The sequence below is a fragment of the Roseburia sp. AM51-8 genome (assembly GCF_003478275.1).
Lineage (GTDB): Bacteria > Bacillota > Clostridia > Lachnospirales > Lachnospiraceae > Pararoseburia > Pararoseburia lenta.
In genome coordinates, this window is the sequence record NZ_QUEY01000002.1 from 231,597 (window position 1) to 247,569 (window position 15,973).

14 protein-coding genes and 1 pseudogene are annotated in these 15,973 nt (G+C 44.5%); all 15 read left to right on the forward strand.

The annotated features are described in order from the left end of the window. Positions 1-493 precede the first annotated feature (493 nt). The 15 genes and pseudogenes from DW996_RS04835 to DW996_RS04890 all read left to right on the forward strand — a co-directional run bounded on the left by DW996_RS04835 (position 494) and on the right by DW996_RS04890 (position 15,972). Entirely contained in the window at positions 494-1,483 is a 990-nt protein-coding gene (locus DW996_RS04835) for an acyltransferase family protein (protein ID WP_118535026.1), read from the forward strand. A gap of 12 nt (positions 1,484-1,495) precedes the next feature. After that, positions 1,496-2,482: an acyltransferase gene (locus DW996_RS04840; RefSeq protein ID WP_158575206.1), complete on the forward strand. Its 987-nt coding sequence runs from the start codon at positions 1,496-1,498 to the stop codon at positions 2,480-2,482. A gap of 102 nt (positions 2,483-2,584) precedes the next feature. After that, complete coding sequence (locus DW996_RS04845) at positions 2,585-2,890, forward strand: helix-turn-helix domain-containing protein (RefSeq protein WP_118280492.1); 306 nt, start codon at positions 2,585-2,587, stop codon at positions 2,888-2,890. After that, a complete protein-coding gene (locus tag DW996_RS14060; RefSeq protein ID WP_330428785.1) occupies positions 2,850-3,092 on the forward strand; it encodes a HipA N-terminal domain-containing protein in 243 nt (80 codons plus the stop codon). Before DW996_RS04845 ends, DW996_RS14060 begins: the two co-directional genes overlap by 41 nt. Further along, a complete protein-coding gene (locus tag DW996_RS14065; RefSeq protein ID WP_330428786.1) occupies positions 3,074-3,634 on the forward strand; it encodes a HipA domain-containing protein in 561 nt (186 codons plus the stop codon). The genes DW996_RS14060 and DW996_RS14065 overlap by 19 nt, the downstream gene beginning before the upstream one ends. After that, the gene (locus DW996_RS14785; protein WP_334294517.1) at positions 3,544-3,834 is read left to right on the forward strand and encodes a HipA domain-containing protein; all 291 of its coding nucleotides are present in this window, start codon (positions 3,544-3,546) and stop codon (positions 3,832-3,834) included. Before DW996_RS14065 ends, DW996_RS14785 begins: the two co-directional genes overlap by 91 nt. A 23-nt stretch (positions 3,835-3,857) precedes the next feature. Further along, on the forward strand, positions 3,858-6,155 hold the full coding sequence (locus tag DW996_RS04855; protein WP_118535028.1) for a type I phosphomannose isomerase catalytic subunit: 2,298 nt from the start codon (positions 3,858-3,860) through the stop codon (positions 6,153-6,155). A gap of 35 nt (positions 6,156-6,190) precedes the next feature. Then, on the forward strand, positions 6,191-6,883 hold the full coding sequence (locus tag DW996_RS13205; RefSeq protein WP_243098668.1) for a mannose-1-phosphate guanylyltransferase: 693 nt from the start codon (positions 6,191-6,193) through the stop codon (positions 6,881-6,883). After that, positions 6,868-7,257, forward strand: coding sequence for a hypothetical protein (locus DW996_RS13210; RefSeq protein ID WP_243098669.1), 390 nt, complete (start codon positions 6,868-6,870; stop codon positions 7,255-7,257). The genes DW996_RS13205 and DW996_RS13210 overlap by 16 nt, the downstream gene beginning before the upstream one ends. Before the next feature lie 182 nt (positions 7,258-7,439). After that, positions 7,440-9,170 carry a phospho-sugar mutase gene (locus DW996_RS04865; protein ID WP_118535029.1) on the forward strand — a complete coding sequence of 577 codons (1,731 nt, stop codon included), beginning with the start codon at positions 7,440-7,442 and terminating at the stop codon, positions 9,168-9,170. A gap of 35 nt (positions 9,171-9,205) precedes the next feature. Then, the gene (locus tag DW996_RS04870) at positions 9,206-10,153 is read left to right on the forward strand and encodes a glycosyltransferase family 2 protein (RefSeq protein WP_118280488.1); all 948 of its coding nucleotides are present in this window, start codon (positions 9,206-9,208) and stop codon (positions 10,151-10,153) included. Then, positions 10,147-11,754, forward strand: a complete 1,608-nt coding sequence (locus DW996_RS04875) for a response regulator (protein WP_118535030.1) — start codon at positions 10,147-10,149, stop codon at positions 11,752-11,754. Before DW996_RS04870 ends, DW996_RS04875 begins: the two co-directional genes overlap by 7 nt. Further along, complete coding sequence (locus DW996_RS04880; RefSeq protein WP_118535031.1) at positions 11,751-13,199, forward strand: sensor histidine kinase; 1,449 nt, start codon at positions 11,751-11,753, stop codon at positions 13,197-13,199. The genes DW996_RS04875 and DW996_RS04880 overlap by 4 nt, the downstream gene beginning before the upstream one ends. Positions 13,200-13,361: 162 nt before the next feature. Continuing rightward, complete coding sequence (locus DW996_RS04885; protein WP_118280485.1) at positions 13,362-14,357, forward strand: ABC transporter substrate-binding protein; 996 nt, start codon at positions 13,362-13,364, stop codon at positions 14,355-14,357. A gap of 125 nt (positions 14,358-14,482) precedes the next feature. Next, positions 14,483-15,972 (forward strand): annotated as a pseudogene (locus DW996_RS04890) (sugar ABC transporter ATP-binding protein). Position 15,973 lies beyond the last annotated feature (1 nt).

Below are 15,973 nucleotides of genomic sequence, written 5' to 3' on the forward strand. Positions count from 1 at the left end.
TAACGTAGAGGCACTGATGCGGGTGCGATTAAATGGCATATTAGAACCATGAGGTGATGGTAATAAGAAGAATAAACTTATAAATCCGTATAGACCGGGAGCGGGAACGAAGCCTCTGGTTCTCGCTGGACGTGATCAGGATCTGGAAGAAGTAGCACAGATATTTGAAACTTTGCGGCTTAACATACCGACACAATCTATTATTTATAGTGGGCTTCGGGGGGGGGAGACGGTCTTGTTAAATGCGCTGGAGGAAATTGCAGAGGACAAGGAGATTTTCAGCAGACACGTAGAGGTGGAGACAAGAAATGATTTTATCTCTCAAATATCTGCATGTGCACAAGCATACATTCGTAAGTACAGTGCCAAAGACAAGTTGTATTTTCCTTGTCTGTAAAAGAAAGGGAATTATATATCCGGTTCGATACCGAGAATTGGACTTTACGGTTCCTGAATTTGATGGTTTTATCAAGAGATTGGAAGAGTACCAGACATGGGACGAAAAGAAGAAAAAAAACGCAACTTAACACTGGATTTTGCCAGAGGATTTGCCATTCTTCTAATGATTTATGATCATATTATAGGGCATGGAAAGGTCATTACCTCTTTTCACATGCCCTTGTTTTTTATCATTAGCGGATATCTTCTGAAAGATCAACCATTTAGACAGACTTTGAAAAAGAAAGCGAAAGGACTGCTTTTGCCATATCTGGAGTTTGCCGGACTGGCAATACTTGTAGGTTTTTTCAAGGCCATATTTATTCTGCACGCTAACTGGCAGGCAACAGGCAACTATCTGTTTCATAAGATGGTTGATACACTTTGTGCAAGGGATATCTGGCTTTTGTGGTTTTTGCTGGCATTGTTTGAGGCTCTTATGATTTATGTTGGCATCAAATGCCTGACGAAAAATCGGTATATGCAGATCATACTGGTTTTGCTTGTTTTTGTACTGGGCTACTGTTTATCACAAAAGTATGGAAGTGCCAATTTTTATTATTTGGATCAGGGGATGATGGCGGTGCTTTTTGTGGCGGTTGGCGACGCAGCGAAAAAACTATCCTGGGAGAAATTATATAGATTCTCATGGATGCGTATGGGAATTCTAGCAATGATGCTTGTCATATGGATGTTGGGGATCTGTTTCGGCCTGCTTGTCATGGCTAATCGTGTTTACGAAGGTTTCCCTCTATGTATTTTTTCTGCTATCGCAGGAACCTATCTCGTTGTATTCTGCAGTCATTTTATGAAAAGAATACCTTTGCTGGGATCAATGATTGTCTGGTGTGGGCAAAATACCTTAGAAATACTGTGTCTAGCCAATATCTTTCGGCAGTTTAGTGATTGGAAGGCTTTGTGTCAGGGCTTGGGAATACATAGTATATTCGTTATGTCCCTACTTCAGACCGGACTGATTGTAGGGATAGTTCTGGTCTGGAAAATTATAATAAAACACACAAGAAAACTTGACGAACGTCAATAAATGGAAGCCGAAATGATACAACTAAATGAAAAATCTAAAAATAGAATACAGATTATTCGGGCGATAGCCATTATATCTGTGCTAGTGATTCATACCGTAGGGCAGAGTCCATATGAACTATACATCCGTCCGTTAGTGAATTTTGGTGTTGGAGTATTTCTTTTTTTATCAGGTTTTCTGACACCCCGTATAGAGGATGTGAAGGTATTTTACACAAAAAGAATACTTAGGGTATTCATACCCTACCTAGTCTGGTCACTTTTGCTTTGCGTGGTTTATGGAGATTATCAGGATCTGGCATGGAACCTGCTGACATTTCAGGAGAGTAGCATTTACTACTATATTTTTGTTTATCTGCAGATCACATTGCTTGTGCCAATTTTATGGAAACTATTAGATGCAAGATATTATTGGCTGGGACTTGCTATTACGCCGGTGGCAATTCTGGTCGAGGTAATCTGGGCATTGACGGGACACTATCTGATTTATCCATGGAATATCAATAACTGCCTGGTTTGGATATCTTTTGTTTATCTGGGAATGCTTTTTAGAAGAGGAATAATTCGGATACACGGCAGATATCAACAGTGGAGTATAGTTATGGGGCTGGCAATGTTTTTAGAAGTGTTGGAAGGAAAATTCTGGCTATCTTTTGGCAGAGAAGATTTTGCTACAACACAGGTCAAACTTTCGTCTATGTTTGTGACAGGATGTGTGTGTGTGCTGGTGTTTTTTTATATTACAGGTCTTCATAAAGATGAAATATATACGGAGAAAGGTAGTAAAAAAGAAATTTTTAGGCGAATCGTGATTTCTATTGGTGATGCTTCCTTTGGTATTTATCTGGTGCATCCCCTAGTGATATATTTTTCGAGGCATAATACAGGATTTTTATTTCCTCTTAACACGATACTGACCTTGATACTCACTTATCTGTGTGTATGGATTGGGCAGCGTATATGTGGAAAAAAACTTGGGAGATATCTGGGATTTTATTAGGTTGAATCATCGATAAAACCATGCTATTATAGATAATATATTATACATAAATAAGCAAAAATGCATAAATTGAACAATATATTATCCAAAAGGAGCACTGAAATGGAAGCCTTGGTTTGGGAAACGGCAGAAGAATTAGATAAGAAAGTAGCAGAGCATTTGCGAAATATCCGCAAACGACGTCAGATATCTCAACGGAGTTTAGCAGATCTTAGCGGTGTTAGTTATGGCTCTGTCAAACGATTTGAAACAACAGGACAGATTTCCTTATTATCGTTGACTAAGTTGGCTATGGCATTGGGACTGGCGGATGAACTGAGAGATTTGTTTTCACAAGTGCCATATCAGGATATTCAGGAGGTAATCAATGAAAACAGAGAAAGGACTGGAGGTTTATCTCGGCAGTGACAAGGTAGGAATACTTGCGGAAACATCCAATCATAAGGTGGCATTTTCGTACAGTGATGTGTGGCTGGAAAAGGGTTTTTCCATCAGTCCCTTTTCATTACCCTTGAAAAGAGGTGTCTTTGTTCCTTCAAAGTTATATTTTAATGGATTATTTGGTGTATTTGCCGATAGTCTTTCAGATGCATGGGGCAGTTACTTTTAGAGCGGATTATAAAAGAGCATGGCGAGAATATTAGTTCTTACAATGTCTTGGATTGCCTTGCGATTGTAGGAACCTCTGGCAAGGGAACGTTAACATATCAGCCAGCATATTCTATCAGATTGGCAGAAAGTCAGGCTGATTTAGATGAATTGGCTAGACAATGCCAAAAAATTCTTTTAACAGAATATTCGGACAAATTAGATGAACTGTACCAACTGGGAGGAACCAGTGGTGGAGCAAGACCAAAGATTATGACGCAGATCAATGACAAATATTGGATTATAAAGTTTCCGGCACATGTTGATAAGCAGAATAGTGGAAAGATGGAGTATGATTATTCCCTTTGTGCTAAAAAATGTGGGATTGAGATGACAGAGACAAGACTTTTTCCGTCACAGACCAGTTCTGGTTATTTTGGAACAAAGCGTTTTGATAGAGTTGTAGAAGAAGGATGTGTTTTAATGTGTATGCGCATAACCGTGACGATCACGCCAAAAATTTTTCATTTATCTATGATGAAGAAAGAAAAAAATGGCATATGAGTCCTGCTTATGATTTGACTTACAGTAACACGTACTATGGTGAACACACAACAACAGTAGACGGCAACGGCAGGAATCCGGGCATGAAAGATCTTGTTGCAGTGGGGAAAAAAGTCGGAATGGATAAGACTCGCTGTGAGAGAATAGCGAGGAAGATTGAGGAATGCGTGTGGTACGATTTGAAGGAGTATCTTAGATAGATTTTAATGATAGGAGTAGATCAGTGAAAGCAATCATATTAGCGGGGGGCGCAGGTGACCGGTTGTGGCCGCTTTCCAGAAAAAATGCACCCAAACAATTCTTGAATCTGAACCAGGATAATTCTTTGTTCCAGGAGACCATTATCCGTAGTATTCCTTTTTGTGATGAGTTTGTCATCGTTACCAATCAGGAATACCAGGAGATTGTTGAAGGGCAGATGAACCAGTTTCAGGGGATCTCCTACCAGATCATTGTGGAGACGGAGGCACTTGGTACGGCACCGGCGGTACTCAAGGCGAGTTCTGTTCTTTCCAAAGAAGAAATGGTACTGATCATGCCGGCAGATCTGGTTTTGATCGGTGAGGGATATTCGGATGCCCTTTATCAGGCAAAGACGCTGGCAGAGCAGGGACAGTATGTTCTGTTTGGTGTTCGGGCGGATGCACCGAAAACAGGTTATGGCTATATCCGGCATCAGGGAAATCATGTCAGCCGTTTTATTGAAAAGCCATCCAAGGCGCTTGCCCAACAATTATTCTATCAGGATGATATTTTGTGGAATAGTGGCATGATCCTTTGTAATAATGGCATGTTGCAGGAAGAATTGGAAGATACTTTGCGGATCCGGCAGGAAAAGTATGAAAAAGAGCATGAAAGTCCATCCGGCGTATATAAGACCGGACGTATTCACATAGAGAAAGCACTTCTTGAGACATCAGATCATCTATCTGTGGTACCGCTTTTTATGCAGTGGCAGGATGTCAGTAATTTCCACTCTTATGAGAGTGTGTCCGTCGGAAAAGAACACAAAAATACCATTTTGCGTGATTGCAAGAATACGACGGTCATCAATCAGACCGATCGGCAGTTGATCGTGGGCAATGATCTGGATGATCTGTTTGTGGTCAATACAGAGGATGCCATTTATATTACCAGAAAGGAATCTGAGCAGGATATCAAGAGCATTATCGCAGAGGCGCCGGATACTTATGAGGCATATTTTAACTATAGTCCCATGGTATATCGTAACTGGGGCATGCGGGAGATCATCGCACAGGCACCGGGCTATCGTGTGCGGCGTATTCTGATGTATCCGGGAGCGACCTTATCGGCACATTCTCACGAGAAAAGAAATGAGAACTATGCCGTGATACAAGGTCAACTTGCAATAGAATTGGATGGCAGAGTAATACATATCCGGGAGCATGAAAGTATCAATATTCTGCCCAATCAGATGCATCGACTGTTTAATGATGGAGACCAGAATGTAGTCGTGATCGAGGTCGACACAGGGCAGGAGATTGATGAACGAGACATGATCCATCTGGACGAGGTGCCGATGGCAGGACAGAAATTACCGGAACTGTATCTCTTATCTCCGGCATACAAGGACTATCTGTGGGGAGGGGATCGTCTGGTAAGACAGTTCGGCAAACAGAGTCCCTATGATATCACTGCGGAATCATGGGAATTATCGGCGCATAAAGATGGACAGAGCCATATTGTCGGGGGGACTTTTGATGATCAGCCGTTTGGCGATTTTATCCGCCAATATGGATCGAAAGTCTGCGGCTGGAAAAGCCGTACCTTTGACCGTTTCCCGATCCTGATCAAGTTTATCGATGCGGCAAAACCGCTTTCCGTGCAGATCCATCCCGGGGATGACTATGCTTTTGTTCATGAAAAAGAGTTTGGCAAAAATGAAATGTGGTATGTGATGGATGCCGTAGAAGGCGCTTATCTGTATTGCGGCTTTTCGCGCAGGGTATCTGAGGAGGAAGTGCGAAAACGTCTGGCGGACAATTCCATCACGGAAGTGTTGAATAAGGTTTATGTCAAAAAGGGGGACGTGATCTTTATCCCGGCGGGGACGATCCATGCCATTGGTGCAGGTATCCTGATCTGCGAGATCCAGCAGAATTCCAATTCCACCTATCGTGTATATGACTACGATCGTGTGGATAAGGAGGGGAAGAAGCGTCCGCTCCATGTGGATAAGGCACTGGATGTCATGAATTTTGAACCTTATGAGCAGGGAGCATTTGGTTTGCTGGAGCCACAGGAAAAAGATGGAAATGTGGTGCAGCAGTTGAGCCTATGCAAGTATTTTCAGTGTGAAAAGTACCGGATTCGGGAAAAACAGACACTTTATGTGGATGAAGCATCTTTTGTTTCTCTTGTGATTTTGGCTGGAAATGGCATAATATCATGTGGAGAGGAAAGCATTTCCTTTGGAGCAGGAGACAGTATTTTTGTTTCCGCAGGGCGCAAGGTTCTTCATATCGAGGGGACTTGCGAACTGATCACAACGAGAATTTAGGACATATTGCAGAATAAAAAGAGAGGTAGAGTAGAATGAAGACATATGGCGTAATCATGGCTGGTGGCGGCGGTACGAGATTTTGGCCGCTCTCCAGAGCAGAGGAACCAAAGCAGTTATTGAATTTGAGTGGAAAAGACCTGATGGTCAATGAAACGATCGACCGGATCGCTACTTTTACAGACAAGCAGGATATTTTCATTGTGACAAATGAGACCCAGGTGCCGAAAATGCGTACGGCAACAGAAAGCCGTATCGCGGCAGACCATATCTTAGCGGAGCCGGCAGCAAGAAATACTTCCGCCTGCATTGGATATGCAGCATTAGAGATCGTAAAAAAATATGGTGACGGCATCATGTGTATCTTTCCGTCGGATCATTTCATCAAGAACCAGCCGGAATTTACGCGCGTTTTAAAAGAAGCCATTCAGATCGCCGAGCAGGAGGATAAGTTGATCACGCTGGGGATCACACCGACTTTCCCATCGACCGGCTACGGATATATCAAGTTTGATGCTACAGATGCTGCTTATGCAAAAAAAGTCGTAGAATTCAAGGAAAAACCGGATGAAGAGACAGCACAAGCCTATGTCGCCAGTGGAGAGTACGCTTGGAACAGCGGCATGTTCATCTGGCGGGCATCTACCATCTGCGAGCTTTTGACCAGTTACTCCCGGATGTGGCAGCCTGCCTGCATGAGATTGGTGACGCCATGGGAACGGATGTAGAAAAGGAGACGATCGCCCGTGTTTATCCAAACATTCCAAGCATTTCCATTGACTATGGTATCATGGAAAAGAGTTCTGATGTGCTTGTGATCTCTGCGGAATTTGGATGGAATGATGTGGGAAGTTGGGATAATCTGGGTGTTCTTTATGATGCGGATGCATCCGGCAATGTGATCGCAGCCAACCATATCGGCATTGATACGACAAATAGCATTGTCTATGGAAAGAAACGCCTGATCACCACGATCGGCATCGACAATCTTATCGTCGTCGAGACCGACGATGCGATCCTTGTGTGCGACAAGAACCGTGCCCAGGATGTTAAAAAGATTGTGGACGAGTTGAAGAAGCGTGGAGAGACAGAGTTTTTATAATAAGATATATTTGAGCGAAATATCCCACATAATTCGATTGCAGACCTTTGGAGTCCACGCCGGCACTTAATGAGTGCTTTGCACGAATTTAGTACCGCTGCGTGGAGCCAAGAGTGCGAACGTGTCTGCAATGAATTGGTGGGATATGAGCGGAACTAGGTATATATAATTAGGAGGCAAGAATGAACTACAAAGATACATACAACGATTGGTTACAGAATCCATATTTTGATGCAGCAACAAAGGAAGAACTGCGCGCCATCGCAGATGATGAAAAGGAGATCGAAGACCGCTTCTATCGCCAACTGGAATTTGGTACCGGTGGTCTGCGCGGCGTGATCGGTGCAGGAACCAACCGCATGAACATCTACACCGTCCGTCAGGCAACCCAGGGATTGGCAAACTACATTCTGGCACAAAAAGGACAGGATAAGGGCGTGGCGATTGCTTATGATTCCCGTATCATGTCACCGGAATTTGCCAAGGAGGCAGCCCTTTGCCTCAATGCCAACGGCATCAAGACCTATCGCTTTACCAGCCTGCGACCGACACCGGAACTTTCTTTTGCGGTTAGAAATTTGGGTTGTATTGCAGGTATTGTCATTACCGCTAGCCACAATCCGAGAGAATACAACGGTTATAAGGTTTACTGGGAAGATGGCGCCCAGATTACACCGCCGCATGATAAAAATATCTTAGCCGAGGTGGCAAAAGTGACTTCCTTTGATCTGGTCAAGACTATGGACGAGGTCAAGGCAAAAGAAGCCGGACTTTATCAGGAGATCGATCAGGAGATCGATGATGCCTACATGGCAGAACTGAAGAAGCAGTCCATCCACCCGGAGGTTATTTCTGAGATGGCGAAAGACTTTACCATCGTTTATACCCCTTTGCATGGAACCGGAAATATCCCGGTCCGCCGTGTATTAAAGGAACTGGGCTTTGAAAAGGTCTATGTTGTGCCGGAACAGGAAAGGCCGGACGGCAATTTCCCGACCGTTGCCTATCCAAACCCGGAATCGCCAAAGGCATTTGCACTTGCCCTTGCACTTGCAAAGAAAGTGGATGCGGATATCGTGCTTGCCACAGACCCGGATGCCGACCGTCTTGGCGTCTATTGTAAGGATACCAAAAGCGGTCAGTATGTTTCCTTTACCGGAAATATGTCAGGTATGCTGATTGCAGAGTATATCTTAAAGGAGCGAACCGCCACAGGAACCATGCCGCAAGATCCGGCTCTGGTCGAGACCATTGTTACTACGGATATGGCAAAAGTCATTGCCGAGGCTTACGGTGTGAAACTGATCGAGGTCCTGACCGGATTTAAATACATTGGTGAGCAGATCCGTCTGTTTGAGGAAAATCACACATATCATTATGTCTTTGGTCTGGAAGAAAGTTACGGCTGTCTTGCCGGGACCTATGCCAGAGATAAGGATGCCTGTGTTGCCGTTATGATGCTTTGCGAAGTTGCATCCTGGTATAAAAAGCAGGGCAAGACCCTGTGGGATGCCATGTTGGATATGTACGAAACATATGGCTATTTCAAAGAGGGATTAGAGACCATCACCTTAAAGGGCATGGATGGCGCAGAACAGATCCAGCAGATGATGGCAGATGCGAGAGAAAATCTGCCGCAGGCGATCGGTGATTATAAGGTGCTGGCAGTCCGTGATTATAAGACAGATCTGCGTATCGATATGGCAGACGGCAGCAAGAGTCCTACCGGACTTCCGACTTCCAATGTGCTTTACTATGAGTTGGAGGATCATGCATGGTGCTGTGTACGTCCTTCCGGTACAGAACCAAAGATCAAATTCTACTTTGGCGTAAAGGGGGCTTCCCTTGCAGATGCAGAGGATAAGTTGGAGGACCTTACCAAGGACATGATGGCTCTGTTTGACCGTAAGTAGAGCAGATTATATTGATTTTGACAGAGAGAAAGAGTATGAGTGAAAAGAAGTTGACCATGGTGGTTCCGGCATACAATGAGGAGGAGGCACTGCCTATCTTTTATGCGGAGGCATTGCGGGTAGAAAAGAAATTACCTGGAGTGGAGATCGAGTATCTCTTTATTGATGACGGATCTTCGGATGGAACCCTTGAAGTTCTACGGGATTTACATAAAAAGGATGCGCGTGTGCGATATGTTTCCTTTTCCAGAAATTTTGGAAAGGAAGCAGCCATCTATGCAGGGTTGCAGAATGCGGCGGGTGACTATGTGGCAATTTTGGATGCAGATCTACAGGACCCGCCGGCATTGTTGCCGGAAATGCTGCAGGCGATCGAGGAGGAAGGCTATGATTGTGTAGGCTCGCGCCGTGTTACCCGAAAGGGAGAGCCGCCGATCCGGTCCTTTTTTGCCAGAATGTTCTACCATATTATGAAGAAGATTTCAAATGCAGATATTGTGGATGGAGCCAGAGACTTTCAGTTGATGAACCGCAAGGTCGTGAAGGCGATCTTAAGCATGGGGGAGTACAATCGCTTTTCCAAGGGTATCTTTGGCTGGGTCGGTTTCCGGAAGAAGTGGCTGGAATATGAAAATATTGAACGGTCTGCCGGAGAAACAAAATGGTCTTTCTGGAAGTTGTTCCTGTATGCTTTGGACGGCATCGTTGCCTTTTCAACGGCACCGCTTGTGATCGCATCGGTGATGGGGATGGTATTTTGCCTGGTGGCATTTGTTGCGATCATTTTTATCATAGTAAGAACGCTGATCTTTGGTGATCCGACTTCCGGCTGGCCTTCCATGGTCTGCATCATTATCTTTATTGCGGGCATACAACTTCTGTGTATGGGTATTTTGGGGCAATACATGGCAAAGACTTATCTGGAGACCAAGAAGCGTCCGCTTTATCTGGTGGAGGAAACAGAGGAAGATGAGATATGTTGAAGGTATTTTTAGTCGAAGATGAATTCGTTATGCGGGAAGGCATCAAGAATAATATTGACTGGGCTTCCCATGGTTATGAATTTTGCGGGGAAGCAGGCGATGGGGAAGTTGCCTATCCTATGATCCAAAAATGTAAACCGGATATCGTCATTACGGATATCCGTATGCCTTTTATGGATGGTCTGGAATTGAGCAAACTGATCAAGAAGGAGATGCCATGGATCGAGATCATCATCCTGACAGGATTTGAGGAGTTCGCCTACGCCAAAGAAGCCATCAAACTTGGTGTGGCACAGTATCTTTCCAAACCGATCAGTGGGGATGAACTCTTGCAGGAGTTGGATCAGTTAGCGGAAAAGATCCGGGAGAAAAAGAGAGAACAGGAAGTCCGCGAGCAGTATCAGCGGGAAATGGAAGAAAATGTCCAGAAGAACCGTAAAGATTTCTTTAAGTATCTGGTGACCGGAAGCAAGACGCCGGTCGAATTGCTGGAAATGGCAGACCATCTGGAACTGGATATTTCTGCCATCTGGTACAATATCGTCCTGGTACAGATCAAATCGACCAGACATGCCAGAGATGAGTTCTCCAGTAGTATTGTAGAGGCAGAAGAAACCTTAAAGGCCTATGAATCCGAGAGCGATGTACTGGCATTCGAGCGCAGTCTGGAAGGAAAGGCGCTTTTGTTTAAGGGAGACAGCAGGGAAGAGATCGAGGAAAAGGAAAAACTTTTCTTAGAGGTCTTGCAGAAAACGATCGGCACCTATCATCATCTGGTCTACTATGTTGGCATGGGAGAGCCGGTCAACCGTCTGCGGGAGTTGCCGGAGTCCTTTGAACAGGCGAGACGTGCTTTTGCACATCGTTATCTGCAAAAGGAGAATATGGTCATTCGCAGTCAGGACAGTGAAAAGGCGGAGGCTGAGGAGGCATTTTCTATCGAGAGTGTCAATACCAAGGAAGTCAACCGCGGTAAGATCACGGAATTCTTAAAGGTGGGCGGTTCGGATGAAGTGGTATATTTTGTGGAAGAATTTTTCCGCGGAGTCGGTACAAATGCCTTAAAATCCGGTATTTTCCGCCAGTATATCGTCATGGATGCCTACTTCTGCGTCAGTGATTTCCTGGAGAGTATTCATGTAGGAAAAGAGCAGGTGGCTGCACCGGACTTAAATTCCGGTATTGTGGGCGATGAAAAAGAAGCCATGGACTATGTGCAGGGCATTTTACAAAAGGCGGTCAACCTACGGGAACAGCGGGCAACTGACCGTTACCGTGATGTGGTAGAGCAGGTCATGCATTATATAGGCGAGAACTATGCAGAGGAAGATCTGTCTTTAAATACGGTTGCTTCCTATGTCAATTTCTCACCCAACCATCTGAGTACCATTTTCAGCCAGCAGACCGGTCAGACCTTTATCAAATACCTGACAGATTACCGCATGGGAAAAGCAAAGGAACTTTTGCGCTGCACCGGCGAAAAGAGCAGTGCCATCAGTCTTTTGGTGGGATATAAGGATGCACATTATTTTTCCTATCTCTTTAAAAAGACTCAGGGAATGACACCGACCCAGTATCGAAATGGAGCCAAGACGGTATGAGAAAACGATGGATAGAATTTTACAATCGATCCACATTAGCGACCAAGATCCGATTTTCGTATCTTGTCCTTTTGGTGCCAATTTTTTCCATCCTCTTTTTTAGTATTTACAATCTTTGGTCCGGCAATCAGCGTTATGAGGACATGATCAACTCGACGCTGGTGGCGAGTGAGTTCAGTCTGGATTTTAAGAAAGATTTTGACTATGAGATCTATCTGGTGATTGTTGGTAATAAGACACTCAAGGAGTCGGATGTAGACCCCATGTTGCGTCATGCCAAAAATGTCGTCAAGGGCTTGGAAAATATCACAGAATCGCAGGATAATCGAGATCGTTTGCAGGATATCCGTAAATACTTGGATAGTTTGCAGGTCTATGTGGCGCGTATTGATGAAAACATGGCAGAGGGCAATCTGTATGAGGAGAACATGGAAATCTGGGAAAATGATGTCCAGATCGTTACGACCCTGGTGCGGGACGAGATCTCGCAATACACCTACTATGAGATCCAGGGGATCCAGAAGTCAAAGGATGACTACCAGAAATTCTACACCTGGATGCTCCGTTTTTGCCTGATCGCTCTGGTGGGCGTTGTGGTCGCAGTCGGTATCATGTCTTATCTGATTCCGCTGAGCATCACGCGGCCTTTTAAGGAATTGAGCCAGGTGACGGATGAGATTGCCAAGGGAAATCTGTCTGTCCGTGCCAACGTCAATACTGGTGTGGAAGCGACGGCACTCAGCAATTCCATGAATACCATGATCGATAAGATCAACGAACTTTTGGAACAGGTCACGACAGAGCAGATCCGTCTGCGCAAGGCGGAATTTGAACTTTTGCAGGCACAGATCAATCCGCATTTCCTCTATAATACGCTGGATGCCATCATCTGGCTGGCAGAAGCAGGCGAACAGAAGCGGGTCGTCGGTATGGTGCGAAATCTTTCGGATTTCTTCCGTACTTCCTTAAATCAGGGGAAGGACATCAATTCCATTAAGGAAGAAATGCTCCATGTAAAGAGTTATCTGGAGATCCAGCATGTCCGGTATCAGGATATCTTAAGTTATGATATTGAGGTGCCGGAAGCCCTTTATATTTACAGTATCCCCAAGATCACGATCCAGCCGCTGGTAGAAAATGCCCTCTATCACGGCATCAAGAATAAACGCGGCATGGGGCATATCAGTATTCGTGGGGAGGCGGGGGAAAAGGATTTTACCATCACCGTGACAGACGACGGTATCGGTATTGATGAGACGCGCCTTAGGCAGGTGCAGTCCGGCATACAAAATAAGGTCCTGACCGGCAAGGACTTTTACGGGCTTTACAATGTCTGCGAAAGGATCCGTCTGAATTTCGGTGAAGAATATGGCATTTTTATTGAAAGTGTCTACGGAGAGGGCACAAGTGTACGTGTGATTCTCCCTTACGTTGAAGCAAAATAAAAAAATCAACTTCAAAAATAAAAAAATCAAATAAAATATGGAAGGCAGAAGAATTTCAACTTTTCTGAGATTTTTCTGCATGGATAAATAAAGGATCATCTCATAGAATGTAATACATCAAGGGATGGTCCTTAAAATTTATAATTTGGGAGGTACAATTATATGAAGAGGAAAGTTCTTGCAGCCATCTTGGCACTCACAATGGTATTTGGTTTAGCCGCTTGTGGATCTAAGGGCGCATCATCAGATGGGGGGTCATCTGATTCAGGATCAGGAGATCTGATCAAAGTAGGTATCATCAACAATGATCCTAATGAGTCTGGTTATCGTACAGCAAACGATAAGGACATGAAAGAAATGTTCACAAAGGAGAATGGATATGACGCTTCCTTTGCTTACAGTTTGAAGAACGATGAGCAGATCACAGCAGCACAGAAGTTCATTCAGGACGGTGTTGATTATCTTCTTCTTTCTGCTGCTGATACAGCAGGATGGGATTCCGTATTAAAGGATGCACAGGATGCAGGCATCAGAGTTATCTTATTCGACCGTACAATCGACGCTGATGACAGTTTATATGAAGCATCTATCGTATCTGATATGGACAAAGAAGGCGAGACAGCAGTTAATTGGTTAGCAGATCAGGGCTTAGATGAATACAATATCATCCACATTCAGGGTGTTATGGGTTCTGCAGCACAGCAGGGACGTACCGGCGCTTTGGATAAGAAGGCTAAGTCAGATGACAACTGGAACATCGTTACACAGCAGACAGCAGAGTGGAACGCAGAGAAAGCACAGCAGATCGTTCAGTCAGAGATCGACAAGGGAACAAAGTTCAATGTTATCTATGCTGAGAACGACGACATGGCTAAGGGTGCTGTAGCAGCTCTTGACAAGGCAAACATCTCTCACGGCGTTGGCAAAGATGTTATTGTTATGGGATTTGACTGCAACTCATGGGCATTGGAAGAACTCTTGAACCAGAACTGGAACTATGATGGACAGTGCAACCCTTATCAGGCATCTACCATTGATGGCATCATCAAGAAGTTAGAGGCTGGCGAGAAATTAGAAGACAAGGTAGTCATCATGGAAGAAAAGGGATTTGATGCTACAACGATCACACAGGAAGACATTGATAAGTACGGAATCTAATCTTTCCTGACAATTTAAAAATTTTGAAAATGCGTGGTGCGGCGTACGAAGATTCTACGCATGGCATCACGCATTTTTTAAAGAAAAGGAGTGAAACGCAGGTGAGTAATAAAACCATTTTGGAAATGAAACATATCAATAAATCATTTCCTGGAGTTCGCGCTTTACAGGATGTAGATTTTACATTATGTGGCGGTGAAATTCATGCTCTGATGGGCGAAAACGGAGCTGGAAAATCGACACTGATCAAGGTTTTGACAGGCGTTTATGAAAAGGACGATGGTCAGATTTTCGTAGAGGGAAATGACAAAGAAGTATCCATCCGATCACCACAGGATGCACAGAGACTGGGAATTAGTACGGTGTACCAGGAGATCACACTTTGTCCTAATTTGTCAGTAGCTGAAAACATGTACATAGGTAGAACAGAAAATATCTATCAGGACTGGAAGAAAATGAATGCGGATGCTGACAAATTATTGCGGTCTCTCGACATTCCGGCAAAGGCAACGCAGCAGCTTGCTTCTTGTTCCATCGCCGTCCAGCAGATGGTTGCCATTGCTCGTGCGGTAGATATGGACTGCAAGGTTCTGATCTTAGATGAGCCGACATCTTCTTTGGATGAGCAGGAAGTAGAAAAACTCTTTACCCTGATGCGGGATCTGAGATCCAGAGGCGTAGGCATTATCTTTGTAACCCACTTCTTGGATCAGGTATATGAGGTCTGTGACAAGATCACGGTACTGCGTGACGGCAAACTGGTAGGTCAGTATGAGATCAAAGATCTGCCGCGTGTGAAATTGGTTGCCAAGATGCTTGGTAAAGAATTGGATGATATGTCCGATATCCGCGGCGAGCAGGAGCCATACAGTGGCAAGGATGCAGACCAGATTGTATTTGAGGCAGAAGGACTTTACAGTAATGCGGGTATCAAGCCATTTGATTTCAACATCAAAAAGGGTGAAGTCAATGGATTTACCGGACTTCTGGGTTCCGGTCGAAGTGAATGTGTCAGAGCTATTTTTGGCGCCGATCATGTGCTTGGCGGAAAGGTAAAGAAGAACGGTAAGGAGATTAAGATTACAAAACCGATCGATGCCATGAAAAACGGTATTGCATACTTACCGGAGGATCGTAAGAATGACGGTATTATCGGAGATCTCTCCGTTCGGGAAAATATTATTTTTGCAATGCAGGTAATGCGTGGCTTCTTCCGTCCGCTCTCAAAGGCAGAGGCAAACAAATATGCGGAAGAATACATCAAACTTCTGGATATCAAGACAGCATCCGCTGACACACCGATCAAATCACTCTCCGGTGGTAATCAGCAGAAATGTATCTTAGCACGCTGGCTTCTGACCCATCCGGATTATCTGATCCTGGATGAGCCGACACGTGGTATCGATATCGGAACCAAGGTCGACATCCAGAAATTGGTATTGAACTGGCTTCCGAAGGTATGAGCGTGACCTTTATTTCTTCTGAGACAGATGAAATGCTCCGTACCTGCTCCCGCCTGATCGTTATGCGTGATCGCAAGGTGGTTGGCGAACTTTCCGGAGAAGATCTGACACAGAACAAGATTATGAGTACAATCGCTGGAGGTGAAAATTAAT